Source organism: Kocuria salsicia (assembly GCF_007681555.1).
Lineage (GTDB): Bacteria > Actinomycetota > Actinomycetes > Actinomycetales > Micrococcaceae > Kocuria > Kocuria salsicia.
In genome coordinates, this window is the sequence record NZ_VELE01000006.1 from 23,963 (window position 1) to 43,992 (window position 20,030).

The 20,030-nt window shown below is 70.6% G+C and carries 16 protein-coding genes; 2 read left to right on the plus strand and 14 right to left on the minus strand.

Annotated features, from left to right (window positions below; all coding sequences use genetic code 11):
• Positions 1-41: 41 nt before the first annotated feature.
• The 4 genes from FS770_RS09405 to FS770_RS09420 all read right to left on the minus strand — a co-directional run bounded on the left by FS770_RS09405 (position 42) and on the right by FS770_RS09420 (position 5,162).
• A complete protein-coding gene (locus FS770_RS09405) occupies positions 42-1,388 on the minus strand; it encodes a D-serine ammonia-lyase (RefSeq protein WP_145011352.1) in 1,347 nt (448 codons plus the stop codon).
• Entirely contained in the window at positions 1,385-3,259 is a 1,875-nt protein-coding gene (locus FS770_RS09410) for a bifunctional sugar phosphate isomerase/epimerase/4-hydroxyphenylpyruvate dioxygenase family protein (RefSeq protein WP_145011355.1), read from the minus strand. The genes FS770_RS09405 and FS770_RS09410 overlap by 4 nt, the downstream gene beginning before the upstream one ends.
• Positions 3,256-4,173, minus strand: a complete 918-nt coding sequence (locus FS770_RS09415; RefSeq protein WP_144942996.1) for a shikimate dehydrogenase — start codon at positions 4,171-4,173, stop codon at positions 3,256-3,258. Before FS770_RS09415 ends, FS770_RS09410 begins: the two co-directional genes overlap by 4 nt.
• An 86-nt stretch (positions 4,174-4,259) precedes the next feature.
• Entirely contained in the window at positions 4,260-5,162 is a 903-nt protein-coding gene (locus FS770_RS09420; RefSeq protein ID WP_244944858.1) for an IclR family transcriptional regulator, read from the minus strand.
• A 134-nt stretch (positions 5,163-5,296) separates the two neighbouring features.
• Between FS770_RS09420 and FS770_RS09425 the strand changes: the two genes are divergently transcribed.
• Positions 5,297-6,721 (plus strand): MFS transporter, encoded by a 1,425-nt coding sequence (locus FS770_RS09425; protein WP_144942998.1) that lies wholly within the window; start codon positions 5,297-5,299, stop codon positions 6,719-6,721.
• Positions 6,722-6,796: 75 nt separating this feature from the next.
• On the opposite strand, the gene rbsD is transcribed toward FS770_RS09425, so the two are convergent.
• The 7 genes from rbsD to FS770_RS09460 form a co-directional block, all read right to left on the minus strand.
• Positions 6,797-7,180: a D-ribose pyranase gene (gene rbsD / locus FS770_RS09430; protein WP_144942999.1), complete on the minus strand. Its 384-nt coding sequence runs from the start codon at positions 7,178-7,180 to the stop codon at positions 6,797-6,799.
• Positions 7,174-8,145 (minus strand): ribokinase, encoded by a 972-nt coding sequence (locus tag FS770_RS09435; protein ID WP_145011358.1) that lies wholly within the window; start codon positions 8,143-8,145, stop codon positions 7,174-7,176. The genes rbsD and FS770_RS09435 overlap by 7 nt, the downstream gene beginning before the upstream one ends.
• On the minus strand, positions 8,145-9,089 hold the full coding sequence (locus tag FS770_RS09440; protein ID WP_144943001.1) for a substrate-binding domain-containing protein: 945 nt from the start codon (positions 9,087-9,089) through the stop codon (positions 8,145-8,147). The genes FS770_RS09435 and FS770_RS09440 overlap by 1 nt, the downstream gene beginning before the upstream one ends.
• Positions 9,090-9,106: 17 nt before the next feature.
• Positions 9,107-10,081: an ABC transporter permease gene (locus tag FS770_RS09445; protein ID WP_144943002.1), complete on the minus strand. Its 975-nt coding sequence runs from the start codon at positions 10,079-10,081 to the stop codon at positions 9,107-9,109.
• Positions 10,078-11,631, minus strand: coding sequence for a sugar ABC transporter ATP-binding protein (locus tag FS770_RS09450; protein WP_144943003.1), 1,554 nt, complete (start codon positions 11,629-11,631; stop codon positions 10,078-10,080). Before FS770_RS09450 ends, FS770_RS09445 begins: the two co-directional genes overlap by 4 nt.
• Positions 11,628-12,752: a LacI family DNA-binding transcriptional regulator gene (locus FS770_RS09455; RefSeq protein WP_186366743.1), complete on the minus strand. Its 1,125-nt coding sequence runs from the start codon at positions 12,750-12,752 to the stop codon at positions 11,628-11,630. Before FS770_RS09455 ends, FS770_RS09450 begins: the two co-directional genes overlap by 4 nt.
• 188 nt (positions 12,753-12,940) lie before the next feature.
• Positions 12,941-14,227, minus strand: coding sequence for an MFS transporter (locus FS770_RS09460; protein WP_144943005.1), 1,287 nt, complete (start codon positions 14,225-14,227; stop codon positions 12,941-12,943).
• A 168-nt stretch (positions 14,228-14,395) separates the two neighbouring features.
• Between FS770_RS09460 and FS770_RS09465 the strand changes: the two genes are divergently transcribed.
• Complete coding sequence (locus FS770_RS09465; protein WP_144943006.1) at positions 14,396-16,000, plus strand: GMC family oxidoreductase; 1,605 nt, start codon at positions 14,396-14,398, stop codon at positions 15,998-16,000.
• A gap of 308 nt (positions 16,001-16,308) precedes the next feature.
• On the opposite strand, the gene FS770_RS09470 is transcribed toward FS770_RS09465, so the two are convergent.
• The 3 genes from FS770_RS09470 to FS770_RS09480 all read right to left on the minus strand — a co-directional run bounded on the left by FS770_RS09470 (position 16,309) and on the right by FS770_RS09480 (position 20,030).
• The gene (locus FS770_RS09470) at positions 16,309-17,397 is read right to left on the minus strand and encodes an oxidoreductase (protein WP_068469683.1); all 1,089 of its coding nucleotides are present in this window, start codon (positions 17,395-17,397) and stop codon (positions 16,309-16,311) included.
• A 333-nt stretch (positions 17,398-17,730) separates the two neighbouring features.
• Positions 17,731-18,582 (minus strand): transporter substrate-binding domain-containing protein, encoded by an 852-nt coding sequence (locus tag FS770_RS09475; RefSeq protein WP_145011361.1) that lies wholly within the window; start codon positions 18,580-18,582, stop codon positions 17,731-17,733.
• A gap of 41 nt (positions 18,583-18,623) precedes the next feature.
• A complete protein-coding gene (locus FS770_RS09480) occupies positions 18,624-20,030 on the minus strand; it encodes an aldehyde dehydrogenase family protein (protein ID WP_144943008.1) in 1,407 nt (468 codons plus the stop codon).

The window sequence follows — 20,030 nt, forward strand, 5'->3', positions numbered from 1 at the left end:
TGCTTTCTCTGGCTGGCGCACCCGGGGACGACGACTCCGCGTCACGCCACGTAGCGCGCCCGCACCTCCTCCGGCAGCATCCCGCCACCGGTCAGCCACGCCATGTGGGTGATGTTCTCCGGTGCGGCACCGAAGGGCTCGCCCTCCTCCGAGACCCGCCGGATCGACTCCAGAGCAGCCGCGGCGGACGGCTCCACCACCATGCCCTCAGCCCTGTGCAGTGCCCTGACCTGCACGGACATCTGCTCGTCGGTCGCAGTGACGTAGCCGTCCACCAGCCTCTGGACCGCGCGCCCCACGAAGCCGGAGGGCCTGCCCACGGCCAGCCCGTCCGCAATGGTCCGGGTGCTCAGACCAAGCTCCGCCACGGATATCCCGTCGTGCCGGCCGGTGCGCACGCCCAGCAGCATGCACGGGGCCTGCGTGGGCTCCACAAACACGCAGTGCACGGCGTCACCGAACTCACGTTTGAGCCCGTAGGCCACGCCTCCCGGCGCACCGCCGATCCCGCAGGGCAGGTGCACCACCAGCGGGTGCTCGCTGTCCGCCGCAACACCCTGCTCTCGCAGCTGCGAGGCAACGCGGGCCCCCGCTACCGCATACCCCGCGAAGAGGCTCAGGGAGTGCTCGTCATCCACGAAGTGCACGGTCTCGTCCTGCTCCGCGGCGGCGCGTCCGGCGGCCACGGCCTCGGTGTAGTCGGTGACGTGCTCCACCACCTCCACGCCCCGGGAGCGCAGGAGGTCCTTCTTCCACTGCTGCGCGTGCGTGGACATGTGCACGGTGGCCTGCAGTCCCAGCGCGGAGGAGATGATCCCGATGGACATCCCCAGGTTGCCGGTGGAGCCCACCACCACGCGGTGCCCACCCATGAGCTTCCGGAAGGGCGCGGTGGCGAAGACGGAGTAGTCCACGTCTTCCCCAGCAGCTGTGAAGTGGGAGGGGGACGACAGGGCCAGCAGCCCGTGCCCGACGGCGAGCGCCTCCGCGTACTGCAGCACCTCGTGCACCCCGCCGCGGGCCTTGACGGAGCCGCTCACGGGGAGGATGTCGTCCCGTTTGAGCAGCACGCGCCCGACCGCGGGGGCCTGGTCTGCGCGCCACGCGGGAGCCGCGTGCAGGGGCGACTCGATGAGTCCACTGGCGGCAGCGGTGTCCGGGAACGTCGCGGCGATCCACGGCCGGAACCGTTCCAGCCGCGCGGCGGCGTCGGCCACGATGGATGGGTCCACGCCGGAGGCGGCGAGACCGCGGATGGTGTCCGAGGCGGCGTCGTTCCACCAGGTCACGGGCTCCTCGCGCGCGAGCCGGGAGACGAGCGGATCGGCGAGCAGAGCGGCGTCGGGCTCCGGGGAAGCGGCGGGCGGGGTGACTCCGGAGTTCGTCATGACCTCGTCATGTCGCGCCGGGCCAGCTCCCGGTACTGCGACGCCAGGCGCACCGGTGCGTTGGGTGCGCCGAAGCCCTCGTAGCCGTCGAGACGCTGCACCACCTCCACGAACACCTCCCCGAGCGTGGGCGTGTAGAAGTGCAGGAACTCGCCGGTCTCGTCCCGGTCGTAGAGCAGACCGTTGGACTCGAGCATCCCCACGAAGTCGGCGTCCAGGTCGAAGCGGGCCACGAGGTCCTCGTAGTAGTTGGTGGGGACCGGCAGGAAGGCGAGGCCGCGGCGTCGTGCCCGCTGGGCCACGGCCACGATGTCCGAGCAGGCGAGCGCGATGTGCTCCGGGTACGCCGCCCCCGTGAAGGCGACCTGCTCGGCAGCCATGGGCGCCACGTTGAGGGGGATACGCACGGCGCCGCCCGCCGAGCGCATGACCTGTGAGCGCACGAGCCCGGAGGGGCCCGCCACGTCCTGGGACGGCGCGGGGTGCAGGTCCAGCAGGGAGGTGAGGAACAGGACGGCCTCGTCGTAGTGCTGCCACGGCTGGGCGAGGTTCACGTGGTCCACCCCCGTGAGCAGGGACGCCGGGGCGTCGTCCTGCGGGTCCGCGCCGAACTCCGCGAGCCACGGGGGCACGCCCTGCTCGCCGCAGGGCCCGAAGAAGATCTCGGTGCCGTCCGGGGCGACGACGCCGTGCAGCACGGTCTCGTCCGGCAGCTGGGCGCGGTCCGCGGTCTGGGCGAGCAGCCTCTCGGCGCGGTACGCGGCGACGTCCGGGTCCGCGACCTGGAAGCCGAGCGCCGCGAGCCGCGTGGGCTGGGCCGTGGCGCGGGGGTCCTCCGAGACCACGATCCGCACGGGGCCCTGCGTCCACGCCTGCACCGAGTCCTTGGAGCGGTGGTGGCCGGAGAGCGAGAAGCCCAGCTGGTGCAGCATGCGGGTGACGTGGCCGAGCTCGCGGGTGCGCAGCTCCAGGAAGTCCCACGCGCGGGGCGCCTGGGGTGCCGGGAGGTCCGTGAGCATGAGCGGCGCCCGGTCCGGGTCACCGCCGGCCCCGCGGACCGCGTCCGCCGTCTGGTCCTCCAGCCAGCGCAGGGAGCGCAACCCGTCCACCGCGGTGCGGTGCACGTCCGCCTGGCGGAACGAGTCGTTGAAGATCTCCAGGGAGACCGGGCCCGCGTAGCCGACCTCGTGAAGCCGTCCCAGCAGGTCCACCAGGTCGAAGTCCCCCTCGCCCGGGAACACCCTGTGGTGGCGGGACCAAGAGAGGACGTCCTGCTTCAGCAGGGGTGCGTCCGCGAGCTGGACGAAGAAGAGCTTGCGGGGATCGCAGTCCTCCAACCCCTCCACGGTGTCCCCGCGGGAGAAGATGTGGAAACTGTCCAGACACGTGCCCACGCGAGGGTGGTCCGCGAGCTCCACGAGTCGGTGGGCGTGGCGCCACGTGTTCACGTGCGCGCCCCAGGCCAGGGCCTCGTAGGCCAGGTCGACGCCGCACTCGGCCGCGACGTCGCCCGCCGCGCGCAGCTGCTCCGCAATGGCGGCGTCGTCCTTCAGGACTCCCGTGGCCACGTTCGAGCACACCAGCAGCACCGAGGTGCCCAGCCGGTTCATGAGCTCGCACTTTACGCGCAACCGCCGCAGGGAGTCCGGGAACGCCTCGGGTGCCACCTCCACGCCGTCCCGGAAGGGCTGGTACATGTCCAGGGAGAGGTCCAGCTCGGCGGCGAGATCCCGCAGCTGCTCGGGCGAGGAGTCGGAGACCACGAGGTCCGGCTCGAAGACCTCGATGCCGTCGAAGCCGGCCGCCGCGGCGGCGCGCATCTTCTCCTCGAGCGTGCCGGACAGGCACACGGTCGCGATGCTGGTCCTCACAGGGCATCACCGCCGAGCACGTGGCCGGAGTCCGTGCCCGCCGGGGCCTCCTGGCCCGTGAGCTGCAGGAAGTGGGCGCGCATGCGTGCGCTGTCCGGCGTCGTTCCCGTAATCAATGCAAACGCATCGACAGCCTGGCCCACCGCCATGTGGCCGCCGTCCAGCACCGCGCAGCCCAGCGCGCGGGCCGCCCGCACGAGCGGGGTGTCCATGGGCAGGTAGACCACGTCCGCCACCCAGTGGGTGGGCCGCAGCAGGTCGAGGTCGAACGGGGCGCCCGGGTGGTGGTGCATTCCCATGGGGGTCGCGTTGACCACCCCGTCCGCCGCGGCGATCTGCCCTGGAGCCTGCGCGGCGGTGACCGACTCCACGGTGGCCTGCGGATAGCGTGCGGCCAGCTCCGCGGCCCGCTCCGCGGCGCGCGCCACGTCCATGTCCACCAGCGAAAGCTGCACGGCGCCCAGGCCCAGCAACGCCTCCGCCACCGCGGAGCCGGCACCGCCGGAGCCAAACTGCACCACCCGGCCCGGCGCCACGCCATCGAGCCCCTTCTCGAAGCCCCGGGTAAAGCCGGAGCAGTCCGTGTTGTGGCCGATGAACCTGCCGTCCTGGAGCAGCACCGTGTTCACCGCCTGGATCGCCTCGGCCTGCGGGTCGATCTCGTCCAGGTGCTCCAGCACCAGCTGCTTGCACGGGTGCGTGATGTTGAAGGCGTTGAAACCCAGGTCCCGACCGGCGCTCAGCAGCTGCCCCACGTCCTCGCCCGGGCGGCCGATCACCGCGAGGTCCACGGGGCGGTAGAGGTAGCGCAGACCGTGGTGGTCCGCCTCGCGCTCGTGCATGGGCGGAGTGAGGCTCTCGGTGATGCCGTCACCGACCAGCCCCACCAGGTAGGACTCGTTGCGAGTGGACATGGGATTCCCTTTCCGAAGGATGCGTGGGGCGCGAGATCCGCGGGATTCGTGGAGCACGTGCGCGGCGACATCGCCGCCCCAGGTTTTCAGCGTCGTTGCGGGAGCAGAGCGGCGAGCCTGTCGGCGGCCTCCCGCAGCAGCGGCAGGTGCTGCACCAGCTCGTGCGGGTCGCAACGGTGGACGGGGGCGGCCAGGGCGAGCGCGGCCCGCACGGGAGCCCCCGGGGACAGGACGGGGACGGCCAGGGCCGCCATGTCATCGTCGTGCTCCTGGTCCTGCAGCGCCCAGCCCTGCTCGCGGACGCGGCCGAGTTCGGCCCTCAGCCCGTCCCGATCCGTGAGCGAGTTCTCCGTACGGGCTGGCATCTCGATCGTCTCGACGAGGTGCTCCCGGGTCTGCGGGTCCGAGAACGCGAGCAGTGCACGGCCCAGCGCGGAGGTGTGCAGCTCTCCGCGGTCCCCGGGGTCCGTGGTGGTGCGGTGGTGGGGCCCGTCCACGGTGTGCACGGTCAGGAAGCGGTCCCCGTCCAGCACGGCCAGCAGGCAGCTCTCACCGGTGGCCTCCACCACCTCGCGCATCACAGGGAGCGCGGTGCCGGCCCAGCCCCTCGCCGAGGCCACCCTCTGGCCCATCGCGAAGAGCAGCAGCCCCAGCCGGTAGCGCTTCGTCTCCGGTTCGAACTCCGCGTAGCCCTCGTCCACGAGCGTGGACAGCAGCCGGTAGCACGTGCTGAAGGCGTAGCCCGAGTCCTCGACCAGCTGCTTCGCCGTGGCACCGTCCGGGTGCTCGGCGAGCAGCGGCAGCAGGGCCAGACCCTTGCGCACCGTGCCGGAGCGGTCGCCGGCACGGGACGTGCCGTTCGCCGCGGAGGCCCCGGACGACGTCGCCTCGCGGTCCAGGCGGGGCGACGCCGCCCCGTGGACCGGGCTCGCGACGTCCTGCCGCGCGGACGTGGAGGGGGTGGGGGACATGAGGTGCTCCTGCTTCACGGACGAACTTCTTGCGAAACCACTTGACGAACAGTGTGACCCACACCATGCTGGGGTTTCAAGTATTCGGAAGTGATTTTCATTATTCAGCAATCATCGTTCGTGCTTGCCTCTTCACCCGTTAGGACACGCTCATGACCACACCCCCGGAAACGGGCGGCCGCGACGGCGCGGCCCCCACGGGTGCCGAGCACTCCGGCCCCGCCAAGACCCCCAGGAAGGCCGCACTCGCCAGCTGGGTGGGCTCCGCGCTCGAGTACTACGACTTCGCGGTGTACGGCACGGCCGCCGCGCTCGTGCTCAACCACCTGTTCTTCCCCAAGGACACCTCCCCGGGTGCGGCCATCCTCTTCGCCATGGGGACCGTGGGTGTGGCCTACATCGTCCGCCCGCTGGGCGCGCTCATCATGGGTCCGCTGGGCGACCGCCTGGGGCGCAAGTTCGTACTCATGCTGACCCTGTTCCTCATGGGCGGCTCCACGTTCGCGGTGGGCTGCCTGCCCACCTACGACCAGGTGGGGCTGCTCGCGCCCGCGCTGCTCGTGCTGTGCCGCGTGATCCAGGGGCTCTCGGCCTCCGGGGAGCAGGCGAGCGCCATCTCCGTGTCGCTGGAGCACGCTGACGACCGCCACCGCGCCGTCACCACCTCATGGACACTGCAGGGCACCCAGTTCGGCACCCTGCTCGCGACCGCCGTCTTCATCCCCTTCACCCTGCTGCTGAGCGAGGAGCAGCTGTTCAGCTGGGGCTGGCGCATCCCGTTCTGGATCTCCGCTGTGGTGGTCCTGGCCGCCTACCTGATCCGCCGCCACCTGGAGGAGCCGCCGGCCTTCGAGGACGCCCAGTCCGAGATGCCGGAGGAGAAGCCCGCCACCCCGCTCTCGCTGATGTTCAAGTACCACAAGACCGCCGTGATCCGGATCGCCGCGGCCGCGCTGATCAACACGGTGAACGTGGTGTTCCTGGTGTGGTCCCTGTCGTTCGCCACCTCAGTGGTGGGTCTGGAGCGCTCCACGATGCTGTGGGTGTCCGTGCTGGCCAACTTCGTGGCACTGTTCACGATCCCCGCATGGGCCACCCTCGCGGACCGGATCGGGCGCAAGCCGGTGTTCATCGGCGGCGTCATCGGCTCCGCCGTGCTGATGTTCCCCTACCTGGCCGCGGTCTCCGCGGGGAACTGGGTCATGATCTTCGTGCTGGGTGCACTGCTCTCCGGCGTGCTGTACTCCATGGCCAATGGCGTGTGGCCGGCCTTCTACGCGGAGATGTTCCCCACACGGGTGCGCGTCTCCGGCCTGGCGCTCGGCACGCAGATCGGCTTCGCGATCTCCGGAGGCATCACCCCCACGCTCGCCACCGCCGTGGCGGGCAGCGCGGGCGACAACTGGTTCAACGTGGCCCTCGTGGTCTGCGGCGCGGCCCTGATCGCCGCGATCGCCGCCTTCACCGCCACCGAGACCAAGGACCGCTCGCTGCGCGACATCGACAACCTGCACACCACTCGCACCGAGGCGCTGGCCATCATCGCGCTCGACAAGCAGCAGGGCGCGCGCGGCTGAGCGCTCCCGCCGAGTGGCGGACGACGACGACGCGGTGGCCGGCTTCTTCCCGGCCACTGCGGCGTCGTCCCCGGCTCAGAACGGCACGCCGCTGCGCAGCGCGATGTTCGCGTACGGGGTGCACTCGCCGGTGCGGACGATGAGTTTGGCCCGGCCGAGCATGGCCTTGAGGGCCTCGTGGGAGACCTCCTGGACAGGGCATTCGAGGCCCGCCCACAGCTGCGACGCCTCGTGGCCCTTCGCCTCAGAGGCGACCGTGGCCCCCTCGACCTCCAGGGCACCCGTGACGGCGGCGTAGACGTCCGAGAACGTGGGCACACCGGCCACGAGGGCGAGGTCCACCACGGTGTCGGAGACCGGCAGGGGCATTCCCGCGTCCACGATGAACGTGAGATCCGTGTGACCCAGCAGGGACAGCCTCCGGTTGAGTTCCGAGTTCAGGATCCCGCGCTTCAGCACGTCGGCCCCTCTGCGATCAGCTCAGGCAGCTCGGCGCCGCGCAGAGGGTAAGAGGACTGCGTCCCGGCGCGTAGCACCGCTCCTGCCGCGAACCTTGCCGCGTACGAGGCCGCCGCGCCCAGGTCCGCCCCCTCGGCCAGCCGTGCCGCGGCGGCACCCACGAAGGCGTCGCCCGCCCCGGTCGTGTCCACGGCCCTCACCCGGGCCGCCGGTGTGGCACGGACTCCGGAGTCATCAGCCACCAGGGCCCCGCGGGCGCCCAGCGTCATGACCACGCTGGGGACACCCGCCGCGAGCAGTGCCACCACGACCTCCTCCTCGCTGGCGCCCTTCGGGTCTCCCCCGAGGATCCGCAGAGCCTCCGCACCCTCGTGCTCGTTCACGATCAGCGGGTCGGCGGCGGTGAGCACGCGGGGGGGCACCTCGATCACAGGAGCAAGGTTCACCACCACGCGCCCCGGGGCGCGTTCCGCAGCCCGGGTCACGGCCTCCGCCGGGATTTCGCCCTGCAGCAGGACGACGCCCTCGAGCCCACCGCGCTCGGCCACCCGGTCGACGTCCTGCGCCGTGATGCTGCCGTTGGCGCCCGGAACCACCACGATGGAGTTCTCCGCCGAGTCCTCCACCCAGATCAGGGCCGTGCCGGTCGGCACGCCCTCGCGGGTGAGGACCGCGGAGAGGTCCACACCGTCGGCCTGGAGGTGGGAGAGCGCGGTGGGTGCGGCGTCGTCGTTCCCCACCGCCCCCACGAAACGGACCGAGGCACCGCCACGAGAGGCGGCAAGCGCCTGGTTCGCACCCTTGCCGCCCGGGGAGGAGAGCAGCGAGGTGCCCAGAAGCGTCTCGCCCCGACCCGGAAGGCGCGGGACCGTGGCGGTGACGTCCACATTCGTGGACCCCACGATGGTCACGTCCACGGGCCGGGCGGGCCCCAGGAACGGCGAATCGGAGGGAGAGGGGTGCATCAGGACTCCTTGGCCTTGTTCATGAATTCGTCCACGTTCTTGCTCGTCACCGTGGTGACCGCTACGGGGACGCTCTCCTGCAGCGGCTTGCCGTCGATGGCTCGCAGCGCCTGCAGCACCGCCTGGCGGCCGAGCTCAGCGGGGCTCTGAGCGATCGTCCCGGACAGGGTGCCCGCCTTCACCGCCTCGAGCGCGTCCCCGCCGCCGTCGAACCCGATGATCTTCACGTCCTTGCCGGCACGGGACCCCAGGGCCACCGCGGCACCCAGTGCCATCTCGTCGTTGTGGGCGTAGACGGCGTCGATGTCCGGGGCGGCCTGGACCATGTTGGCCATGACGTCCAGCGCCTCCTCACGGTCGAAGTTCGCCGTCTGGGAGGCCACAACCTGCAGCCCGGAATGCTTGCGCAGCTCCTCCAGGAAACCCGCCCCGCGGTCGCGAGTGGCCGAGGCCCCCGGCTGGCCCTCCAGCACGGCGATCCTGCCTGCGCCGCCCAGCAGGCCCGCGAGCAGGGTTGCCGCCTGTCGTCCGCCCGCCACATTGTCGGAGGCGATGAAGCTGCCCGGCGTGCGGTCCGTGATTCCACGATCCACGGCGATCAGGGGAATGCCCTGGTCCATGACCGCGGTGGCGGCCGGTTTCGCAGCGTCGGAGTCCACGGGGTTGACGATCACCGCGCGGGACCCGTTGACCGCCGCGGTGCGCAGCTGGTCGAGCTGGCTTTCGGGATTGTCCTGCGCGTTGACCACCGCGAGGTCGATCCCGGCCGTTCGCGCCGCCTTCTGCGCGCCGTCGCGAAGGTCCGCGAAGAACGGGTTGGACAGCGTGGACAGCGCCAGCGTGGCCTTGGGCGCGGAGTCCCCGGAGGCGCAGCCCGTGAGGGCCACCCCGGTAATCCCGGCCAGCGCCAGGCTGATGAAGGTACGCCGTGTCGAGTGCGTCATAGTGTCTGCCTCCTCCGTCACAAGCGGGTGTTCTTGTGGCGGATCACGTCGAAGAGCACGGCCAGGGCGATGACCACCCCAATCACCACCTGCTGCCAGAACGGCGAGACGTTCAACAGGTTCAGGCCGTTGCGGATCACGGCCAGCACCAGTGCGCCCACGAGTGTGCCGGAGATCCGGCCCACTCCGCCAGACAGGGAGGCCCCACCGATCACGACGGCGGCGATGGCGTCCAGCTCCGCACCCGTGCCGATCGTCGGCTGCACGGAATCCAAGCGCCCCGCGGTGACCATGCCCGCGAGCGCCGCGAACACCCCGGAGAGCAGGAATACGAGCACGACCACGCGCTTGACCGGGATGCCCGAGAGCCGCGCTGCCTCGATGTTGCCGCCCACGGCGTACATGTAGGAACCGGCCACGGTGAAACGCAGGACGAACGCCGCCACCAGACCGGCGATCACCAGCACCACAATCGGCACGGGGATGGGACCCAGGTCACCGCCCAGAGCGGCAACCTGGCTCGGAGCCTCGACCGGACGACCGTCTGAGATCACCATGGTCAGGCCACGCGCTACGGACATCATCGCGAGGGATGCGATGAACGCGGGAAGCTTCCCGTACGCCGCGGCGATGCCGGTCACCGCACCTGCGAGGGCACCGACCACCAGACCGGCCACGATGGTCAAGACCTCCGGCAGGCCCCATCCGGCCACCATGGATGCGGAGGCCATAGCAGACAGCGCCGCCACCGACCCCACGGAGAGGTCGATGCCCGCGGCCACGATCACGAACGTCATGCCGAAGGCCAGGATGGCGATCGTCGCCACCTGCTCCCCCACGTTGACGAGGTTCTGCGCGCTCAGGAACGCAGGCGAGGCAATGGCCATGACCACGGCGAGGACGATCAGCCCGATCAGGGCGCCGTTGTTCGCGGCAAAGTTCTTGAGGTCGAAGCCACGCTGCCTCGAGATCCCGGTTGCAGTACTGTTCATGCTCGTTCTCTCGTCTCTCGTTCCAACGTGTCGATGGCGCGTTCCGCGCTCGCGTCACTGTGCGAATTGGACACGGCCAGTGCCATCACGGCGTCCTCTGTGGCCTCCTGCGCCTCCAGCTCCCCCGTGATCCGCCCCTCGGACATCACCAGGATCCGGTCGGACATCCCCAGCACCTCCGGCAGCTCGGAGGACACCAGCACCACGGCGCCGCCGGCATCCGTGACGTCACGGACCAGCTCGTAGATCTCGACCTTGGCCCCCACGTCCACACCGCGCGTGGGCTCGTCCAGAAGCAGCACGGTGGACCCGGCCACCACCCAGCGAGCGAAGACCACCTTCTGCTGGTTGCCCCCGGAGAGGTCCCGCACGTGCTGGTCCACGTCCCGCATGCGCACCCGCAGCTTCTGCGCCACGTCCTGCGCACGACGCCGCTGGCCCGCCCGGTCCACCAGCCCGGCCTTGGCCGTGCGGCCCAGCGTGGCGTAGCCGATGTTGTGCTTGACGGGGGCGTCCAGCACGAGGCCCTGGTGCTTTCGGTCCTCGGGCACGTGGCCGATGCCCGCGCGTACCGCGGCCCCCACGTCATTGGCGGACAGCTCCTCACCGCAGAGGGTGACGGAGCCGGTGCGCTTCTCAGCGCCGGCGATCGCCCGGACCAGCTCGGTGCGTCCGGCCCCGACCAGTCCTGCCAGACCCACGACCTCTCCGCGGTGGACGGAGAAGCTGGCGTCCTGGACCAGACCACCGGTGGAGACGCCCTCCACGCGCAGCAGCTCCTCGGCGTCGGCGTCCCTGCGGCGGGGCCGCCTGGGGAACTGCTCGCTGAGCTGGCGACCGACCATCAGGCGGATCAGCTCGTCCTCGGACGTGCTCGCCGGCACCTCGGTCACCACGTGTCCGTCCCGCAGGACCACCACGGTGTCCCCCACGCGGGCGAGCTCGTCCAGGTGGTGGCTGATGAAGACCATGCCCACCCCGCGAGCCTTGAGCTCGTCCATGACCGCAAACAGTGCAGCGGACTCGGCCCCGGTCAGGGCGGCCGTGGGCTCGTCGAGGATCAGGATCCGGGCGTCCAGGGACAGTGCCTTGGCCACCTCCACCAGCTGCTGGCGGGCAACGCCCATCTCGCCCAGGTTCGCGGCCGGGTCCAGGTTCATCCCGATCCTCGCCATGGCCTCCCGGGCGGTGCGGGCCAGTTCCTTCCGGTCCACGACCCCGAACCGGCGGGGCTCCCGCCCTAGGGAGATGTTCTGGGCCACACTCATCGTGGGCACCAGGTTGAGCTCCTGATGGATCGTGGCGATGCCCAGGCGCTCTGCGGCTTTAACATCCGGCAGGCTGACCTTCTCCCCCGCCACGTGGATCTCGCCGGCGTCCGGCTGGTAGATGCCGGACATCATCTTGATGAGGGTCGACTTGCCCGCACCGTTCTCACCCAGCAGCACGGTCACCCGCCCCGGGTGAACGTCCACACTGACGTCCTCGATCACGCGGACCGGACCGAACGCCTTGCAGACGTTCACCAGCCGCAGCAGCGGTTCACTCACGAGTCATCGCCTCCTTCCATGGTTGTCGTGCTCTTCTGGAGACCTGCTTCGGCCACGGACCCCCGTTGGATGAACAGCGTCGGTTGCCGCACCGTGCGTTCCTCACCGTCCGCGGGTGGTTCCAGCAGCAGGTTCAGCGCCACCGCCCCCATCGCGGCAATGTCCTGCGCGATCGCCGAGACCGGCGGATCGCACAGTCGGAACGCGTCGAGATCATCGTGTGCCACCACGGAGAGGTCCTGCGGGATCCTGACCCCGCGCTCGTTCAGCGCTGCGAGCGCACCCACAGCCATCGGCCCGTCCGCGATGACCACTGCACTCGGACGTCTTCCCGGAGGCAGGCCCAGCAGACGTGCAACACCCTCTCGACCGGACGCGGGCTGGAAGTCCCCCTCGTGCACCAGGTCCGGATCCGGCGTCGCCCCGGCCGCGTCCAACGCGGCGTCGAAAGCCAGACGCCGCTCTCGCCCCGTGGAGGATGTCGCCGGGCCCGCGATCAGCGCGATGCGCTCGTGGCCCAGTGCCAGCAGCTCGTTCACGGCGTCGGTGAGACCGTTCGTTCCAGGGACAACGGCGGGCACGTCCAGACCCGAGACCATCCGGTCCGCAAGCACCAGAGGGATTCCGCGCTGCACCACGGCGTCGAGCGCCTCCGGTCCCCTGGGGCTGTCGCGGCGACCCTGGGGCACCACGATCAGACCGTCCACGTTGTGGGACATCAGTAGCCGCAGGGCGGTCTCCTGGGTGTCCAGTCGCTCATCGGACGCTGAGATCAGGGTTACGAGGCCACGCTCCCGCGCATGCATCTCCACACAGTGGGCGAGGTCCCCGAAATGGGGGTTCCTGATGTCCGGGATCAGCAGACCGATCGACGCCGTGCGCGAGCTGCGCAGCGCCCGGGCCTGGACGTTCGGGTGGAAGTCGAGCTGCGCCGCAGCGGCGGTGACCGCCTGGCGGGAGGTGGAGCTCGTGGCGGGGTTTCCCGACAGGACGCGGGACGCCGTGGCCACGGAGACACCCGCCGCCGCCGCGACATCACGCAGGGTGGCCGGGGGCCGAGGTGTGGAGGGCAGCTGCGCCACGCCAAGCTCCTTTGCTCGCGTGTCAGGTGACAGCGTCATGGAAACGTTTCCATGACATCGTATCCACAGCATGCCACGGACATGTGATCCACGACAACCTCTGCTGTGCGCTGTGACATGGAGTGGCTGAGAGGCAACGCCGTTGTTCGGACGTCAGCGCAAGCCGCAGCCAACGACCGGCAGGGCACCCGGGGTGCCGCGGCGTCGTCGTCCCCTTCCTCTGCCGCCTACTCCACGACCGTGCGCCCGGGCTCCGAGCGGGTGACGTGCAGCGCCACGGCGGCCACCATTCCCACGAGCCCTGCGGCGAGGGTGAGCAGGAAACCGTGCCGGGGCACCGCGGAGAGCACACCGCCCAGGGCGGAGCCGAAGGCGACTCCCAGCACCAGGCAGGTGGTCAGCATGGTCATCACGCTCGCGATCCGGTGGGACGGCGCCACGTGCTCGCCGCGCGTGTAGGCGCTCACGAGCATCGTCCCGACGCCCAGGCCGGTTACCATGAACAGCAGCCCCAGCACCGCGGGCCCGGGAATGCTCAGGAGCACGAGCGCCACGAGCGAGACGAGCATCGCCCCGCCCGCCACGCGGACAGACAGCGGCAACCGCCGGGGCAGGCGGGAGACCAGCATGCTCGCCAGCGCACTGCCCACGCCCATGCAGCCGTAGATGAGACCCGTGTACCCGGCCGTACCGCGGGCGTCGTTGATGGCGGTCAGCACTGTCTGCGTGGAGCCGAACACGGTCCCCACGCACAGGCACACGAGCATGGGCGGCAGCACAGCGGCCCAGCGGATCCGGGGTGCGGTGCCGTCGGCGACGTCCAGCGTGTGGGTGTCCACGGCGAGTCCGCGGCGGCTGAGCAGGTACACGATGAAGCACCCCTGCCCCAGCACCACCCAGGCCATCAGCACCCCCAGCGCTGGGTTCGGTCCGAGCAGGCCCACCAGCACACCCGCGATCACGGGGCCCAGGATGAACCCCACCTCGTCGCACGCGGTCTCGTAGCCGAGCGCCCTGCTCACAAGTCCCGGTAGCCGACGTCGCCGCGCGATCGCCGACCAGCGCGCCCGCGCGATCGCACCCACCTGCGGGTTCGCGGAACCGATCAGTGCGGCGAAAACGAGCACGAGGGCGGAGGGCCCGTCATGGAGGACCACGAGCAGCAGCGACCCCATGCCGAGAAGCTGCACCACTGTGGCGGCGACGACCACGGGCAGCGGCCCGAACCGGTCCACCAGCCGCCCCACCAGCGGTGCACCGATCGCGGAGCCGAGACCGGCCGCGGCCACGGTGAGCCCGGCGAGCCCGAGACCCAGCCCGGCCCCGCTCACGTAGAGCAGCAGCCCGAGCTGCACGGTCGCGGCGGGCAGGCGCCCGATCAGCGCGGTGACGAGGAACGCCCAGCCGCCCACAGCCGGGAGGGACAGGGACCCGCCCGCCTCAGAGGGGTGGGACGACGTCACGGGGGCGGCAGCGGCGTCGGGCGCCGTGCCGGGCGAGGGGGAGGAAGTCATCAGAGTGCTCCAGGGTAGGGCGAACGCCCGCGCACCCGACCACACGCGCGGAGAATCCCCTGGCAACACCACGATGCTACCGGGAGGCCCGCACAAGTCCGCACGCAAAGACAACCACCGCACGTCCAGAAACGAGACTCACATCACATCGAAGGGCAGGATGGCCCCATGACTGAACAGACAAACCCCGCCCGCCACATCGTCGTCGTGGGCGCGGGAACCGCCGGATCCATCGTCGCGGGGCGCGCCGCCGCCGCGGGCCACCGGGTGACGCTGCTCGAGGCCGGCAGCCAGGACACCAACCCCGTCATCACACGGCTCGCCCGCCTGGGAGAGCTGTGGCACGGCCCGGAGGACTGGGACTACTTCACGGTCCCGCAGGAGCACGCGTCTGGCCGCGTCATCCACTGGCCGCGCGGACGGGTCCTCGGCGGCTCTCACGCCCTGAACGCCGCCATCTGGGTGCGCGGCAACCCGCTGGACTACGACGACTGGGCCGCTGCGGGCTGCAATGGCTGGGCCTGGAGCGACGTCGCCCCCGTCTTCGAGGCGCTGGAGGCCTACGACGGCCCCACCACGGACGACGCCGCCGCGGCGCCCCGCGGCACCGACGGTCCCGTTCCCGTGGTGGGCACGTACGAGCTCAGCCCCGTCTTCGACGCGATCATCGCCGCGTCCGAGGCGGTGGGCGTGCCCTTCAACGAGGACTACAACGGGGCCACCCAGGACGGTGTGTCCCAGGAGCAGCTCACCGTCCGGGACGGCAAGCGCGTGACCACGTACATGGCGTACGCGAAGCCGTGGGTGGACAAGGGGGCGATCGAGGTCCACACCGGCGCGGTCGTGGAGCGGCTGGTCATCCGGGACGGGCGCGTGGTCGGCGTCCAGCTTCACGCGGGGACGACCTCCGAGGTGGAGGGCATTTCCGGCGAGCCGCCCACGGCTGGTGAGTCCTCGGACGGCGAGGTGATCGAGGTGGACGAGGTGGTCCTGTGCGCTGGGGCCCTGGACAGCCCCAAGATCCTCATGCGCTCCGGGATCGGCCCGGCCGAGCACCTGCGGGAGGTGGGGATCGAGCCGGTCGTGGACCTGCCCGGCGTAGGGGAGAACCTGCACGACCACCTGCTGGTGCCGGTGATCGCTGAGGCCACCGCGAGGACCATCGAGCACGCCGAGGACGAGATCGCGGTGACCCAGACCCACCTGTTCTGGCGCTCCACGAAGGACCAGGACCGCCCGGACACCCAGCCCCTCCACTTCTGCGTGCCCATGTACGACGACTGGATGGAGGGCCCGGGCAACGCCTTCACCCTGCACTCCGGCCTGGTGCGCCCGTACTCGCGCGGCCGGATCACCCTGACCGGGCCCAGCAGCACGGACCCCGCCCGGTACGACCCGAACATCTTCGCCGACCCTCGGGACCGCGAGGCCCTGCGGGCGTCCTTCCACCAGGCACGCGCGATGGTCGCGACGCCGCCCCTCGCGGACGAGTGGGGTGCGCGGGAGATCTACCCCGGGCCGGAGGTCACGGACGAGGCGTCCGAGGACGCGTACATGGACCGCGCCGTGACGACGTACCACCACCAGGTGGGCACGTGCCGCATGGGAACGGACGAGCTGGCCGTGGTGGATCCCGCCACCCTGGAGGTTCACGGTGTGGCGGGCGTTCGGGTGGTGGACGCCTCGATCATGCCGTCCATTCCCACCGGCAACACGAACGCCCCGTCCGCGCTGATCGGCGAGAAGGGCGCGCGGATGCTCCTGGGCGAGTGACACCGCAGCTCATCCCGTGCAAAAACTGAGCAGATGCTGATTTCGGGGCTGAAATCTGCATCTGCTCAGTTTTTTGCAGCGGTAGGCGCGGCGCTCTACTGCACCGCCGTTGAGCCCACGGGGCGCTTTCGGCCCCTGAACTTCGCCGTCAGCGCCTGGTACGCCTCCTTGCCCACGCAGACCGTGGCAAGCATGAAGGTTCCCTTGGACGTCAGCAGGATGCCCGTGACGATGATCGCCCGCGTGCCTCCGCTCAGCGGCGCGAGCTTACCTTTGCGGGTATTCAGCGTTTTCCCACGGTTGCCGTGTCACACCCGGACGCGCGAGTCCGCGAACGGGTAGTCCACGTACCCCTTGGGACCCCCCAGGTAGAAGGTCTCGGGGTCCGGGGTGTTCAGAGCCAGCCCGTCGCGCCAGCGCTCCACGAGGTCCGGGTTGGCGAGGAGCTCGCGGCCCACCATCACGCCGTCTGCCAGGTCCGCGGCCATGATGTGCTCCGCCTCGGCCAGCTCGGTGTACTCGGAAAACCCGCTGTTGAGGTAGAAGACGCCGTCGAACTGCTCGCGCAGCTCGCGGACGAAGGGGCCGTCGATGTCCCGGTGCAGTACGGAGAGGTACGCAAGACCCAACCCGCGCAGGCCGGCGAGCAGCGCGGCGTAGGTGGCGCGGACGTCCTCATGGTCGTCCTCCAGAGCGCCCTGGACGTTGTGCTCCGGCGAGATCCGCAGGCCCACCCGGTCCGCGCCGATCTCCTCGGCGACGGCGCGCACCACCTCGACCACGAAGCGCGCACGGTTCTCCGGCGAGCCGCCATAGGAGTCGGTGCGGTGGTTGGCGGACGGCGCGAGGAACTCGTGGAGGATGTAGCCGTTGGCGCCGTGGACCTCCACGCCGTCGATCCCGGCGTCCACCGCGCGGCGGGCGGCGGCGACGAACTCCTCACGGATCCGGGGCAGCTCGTCCGTCTCCAGCGCGCGAGGAGTGGGCACTGCCTGCTTGCCGCTGGGCACGTGGATGGACTGGTCGATGCCGACGGCGCTCGGCGCCTCGGGCAGCGGACCACCCGTGAGCTCCGGGTGGGAGACGCGCCCGGCGTTCATGACCTGCAAGAACATCACCCCGCCCTTGTCGTGGACGGCCTCCGCCACGCGGGACCACCCGAGGGCCTGCTCGGCCGTCTCGATCCCTGCCTGGCCCCAGAAGCCGCGGCCCGTCACAGCGGGGAACGTCCCCTCGGTGACCACGAGCCCCGCGGAGGCACGCTGCGCGTAGTACTCGACGTTCATATCCTTGGGCACGCCGTCCTCGTCGGAGCGCATACGGGTGAGCGGCGCCATGGCCACGCGGTTCTTCACGTGCACGGCACCCACGGTCATGGGGTCGAAAAGACTGGGCACGGGTTTTCCTCCGTCGGGACGAGGTCTACTGACTGGTCATCAGGGCCAACACGCTTCCCCGCATCACTATTCCCCCGCCCACAGTTCCCCCGGAAAGTTCCCGCGGGAAGCTCGTGGCCTCCGGCACCCACGACGGTGCGGACGACCCGAGACCTGGGCCGCCCGCACCGTCGTGCCTGGTGGGCATCCAGGAGGGGGTCGGCGAGAGAAAACCTGCCCGCAGTCACGCCGAACCCGGCCCGCCCCACCCTGTCGAGTGGTCGCGGGCCCGTCTCCCCGTGGGGCCCGTCGAAGGAACCGGTCATTCCCCTGTTCCTGCAGGCAGGCTCCCGCTCAGCCGTACCACTTCTCCTCCGCGGCGGCCTTGGTGCCGTCCTGGCTGGCGATGTCCAGCCAGTTGTCCACGTACTCCTCCCACACGGTGTCCCCCTGCGGCAGCAGGTAGCCCTTGTCGAAGTGGTCGAAGGGCTTGTCGGGATGCACCGAGCACAGCTCCGGGTGGGTGTGCGCCACCCAGCGCGTCTCGGAGGCGTCCGTGACCATCACGTCCGCCGTGCCGTCCACGATCTGGTCGAAGATCGTGTTGTTGTCCTTGTACTTGGTGACCTGGGCGTCCGGGAAGTTCTTGTCGGCGAACTTCTCGTTGGTCCCGCCCAGCGGGGTGACGACCTTCACCGAGGGCTTGTTGATCTCCGCCACGGTGTCGTACTTCTCCTCCTCGCCGCAGCGCACCACGGGCGTCTTGCCGTCCGGGGAGGTCGTGTCCGAGAAGGCCGCCTTCTGGGCGCGGTCGGTCGTGTAGGAGATGCCGCCCACCGCGATGTCGCAGCTCGCGTCCATGTCCGTGACCACGTTCGCCCAGGAGGTCTGCACGAACTCCACCTCCGCGCCCAGGGACTTCCCCAGGCTGCGGGCCATGTCCACGTCGATCCCGGACCACTCACCGCTCTTCGGGTCCTTGTAGGTGTACGGCCGGTAGTCGCCGGTGGTGCACACCTGAATCCTCCCCTCCCGCTGCACCTCACCGAGGTGCGAGTGCTGGGCCGTGGGTGCCACACCGGCACTCGCGAACGACGACGATGTCGTGCCCTCCTGCCCCTGCGACCCGCACCCCGTGAGCACGGCGGCGATCCCCACGGCCACCGCAGCGGCCGTGATCCCTGCCGGGCGTGACCGTGTGATCATGCGCTTCCTCCCGTGCCTCACGGGGTGCCGGGCGGCAGACCTCAACGGGAGATGACCCTGCTGGCCGCGACCGACTTGAGGCCCTCCACGCCGAACTCCAGGCCGAAGCCGGACTTCTTGATGCCGCCGAAGGGGATGCGCGGGTCCACGGCGCCGTGCTTGTTGATCCACACCGTGCCGGCCTCGAGGCGCTGCGCCACGGCCATGGCGTTGTCCGTGCTGGAGCCCCACACGGAGGCACCGAGCCCCACGTCCAGGCCGTTGGCCATGGCCACGGCCTCGTCCACGTCCGAGTATCGGATGACGGGCAGTGCTGGGCCGAACTGCTCCTGGGTCACCAGGGGGTTGTCGTTGGGCAGGTCCGCGATGATCGTGGTGGGGTAGAAGTAGCCGGGCTGCTCGGCCACCGGGTCTCCGCCCATGAGCACGCGGCCGCCACCCTTCTTGGCGTCCTCCACGAGCCCGGCCACGATGTCGTACTGCTGCTTGTTCTGCAGCGGGCCCAGCACGTTCTGCTCCTCGCGGCCGTTGCCCATGGGCATCTGCCGGGCGACCTCCACGAGGGCCTCGCACACCTCCTCGTAGACGTCCTCGTGGACGTACAGCCGCTTGAGCGCCGCGCACGTCTGGCCGGTGTTGATGAACGCGCCCCAGAAGAGGTCCCCGGCCACCGCCCGGGCGTCCACGTCCGGGAGCACGACGCCGGCGTCGTTGCCTCCCAGCTCCAGGGTCAGGCGGGCGAGGCCGTCCGCCGCGGCGCGCATGATGGCCTGACCGGTCTTCGTGGAGCCGGTGAACATGATCTTGTCGACACCCTCGTGGGTGGACAGCGCCTTGCCCGCCTCACCGCCACCGGGGACCACGCGCAGGACGTCCTCCGGCAGGGCCTGGTTGAGCACGTGCACCAGGCCCACCACGGACAGCGGCGTGTACTCGGAGGGCTTGACCACCACGGTGTTGCCCATGCGCAGGGACGCGGCCACCTGCCACACGGTGATCATCATGGGCCAGTTCCAGGGGCCGATCGCCCCCACCACGCCCAGCGGCACGTACTCCATCTCCGCGTACCCGGACTCGTCGTCCACGAGCACCTCGGGCTCCAGCGGGAAGTCCGCGCTGGCACGCAGCCACCCCACGCAGCCACCCACCTCGAACGCCGCATTCGGGCCGTTCTTCACGGGCTTGCCCTGCTCGCGGGACAGCAGCTCGGCGAGCGCCTCCGCGTTCGCCTCGACGGCGTCCGCGGCCCGGTGCAGGTACTCGGAGCGCTTCGCGTGGCCCAGCCCCGCCCAGTCCGGCTGGGCCGCGCGGGCGGCGGCCACGGCGTCGTCGAGCTCGGCGGTGGTGGACTCGTGGACCGTGCCGACCACCTCCCCCGTGGCGGGGTCCAGGATCTCGCGGCCGGACGGGTCCGTGATGGCGGAGAGCAGGTCTTGGCAGGTGTTCAC

What these genes read in the sequence shown, in the direction of transcription:
- FS770_RS09405 (WP_145011352.1), bottom strand. Translation starts at nt 1,388, where the DNA reads ATGACGAACTCCGGAGTCACCCCGCCCGCCGCTTCCCCGGAGCCCGAC.
- FS770_RS09415 (WP_144942996.1), bottom strand. Translation starts at nt 4,173, where the DNA reads ATGTCCACTCGCAACGAGTCCTACCTGGTGGGGCTGGTCGGTGACGGC.
- FS770_RS09425 (WP_144942998.1), top strand. Translation starts at nt 5,297, where the DNA reads ATGACCACACCCCCGGAAACGGGCGGCCGCGACGGCGCGGCCCCCACG.
- FS770_RS09435 (WP_145011358.1), bottom strand. Translation starts at nt 8,145, where the DNA reads ATGCACCCCTCTCCCTCCGATTCGCCGTTCCTGGGGCCCGCCCGGCCC.
- FS770_RS09440 (WP_144943001.1), bottom strand. Translation starts at nt 9,089, where the DNA reads ATGACGCACTCGACACGGCGTACCTTCATCAGCCTGGCGCTGGCCGGG.
- FS770_RS09445 (WP_144943002.1), bottom strand. Translation starts at nt 10,081, where the DNA reads ATGAACAGTACTGCAACCGGGATCTCGAGGCAGCGTGGCTTCGACCTC.
- FS770_RS09455 (WP_186366743.1), bottom strand. Translation starts at nt 12,752, where the DNA reads ATGACGCTGTCACCTGACACGCGAGCAAAGGAGCTTGGCGTGGCGCAG.
- FS770_RS09460 (WP_144943005.1), bottom strand. Translation starts at nt 14,227, where the DNA reads ATGACTTCCTCCCCCTCGCCCGGCACGGCGCCCGACGCCGCTGCCGCC.
- FS770_RS09465 (WP_144943006.1), top strand. Translation starts at nt 14,396, where the DNA reads ATGACTGAACAGACAAACCCCGCCCGCCACATCGTCGTCGTGGGCGCG.
- FS770_RS09475 (WP_145011361.1), bottom strand. Translation starts at nt 18,582, where the DNA reads ATGATCACACGGTCACGCCCGGCAGGGATCACGGCCGCTGCGGTGGCC.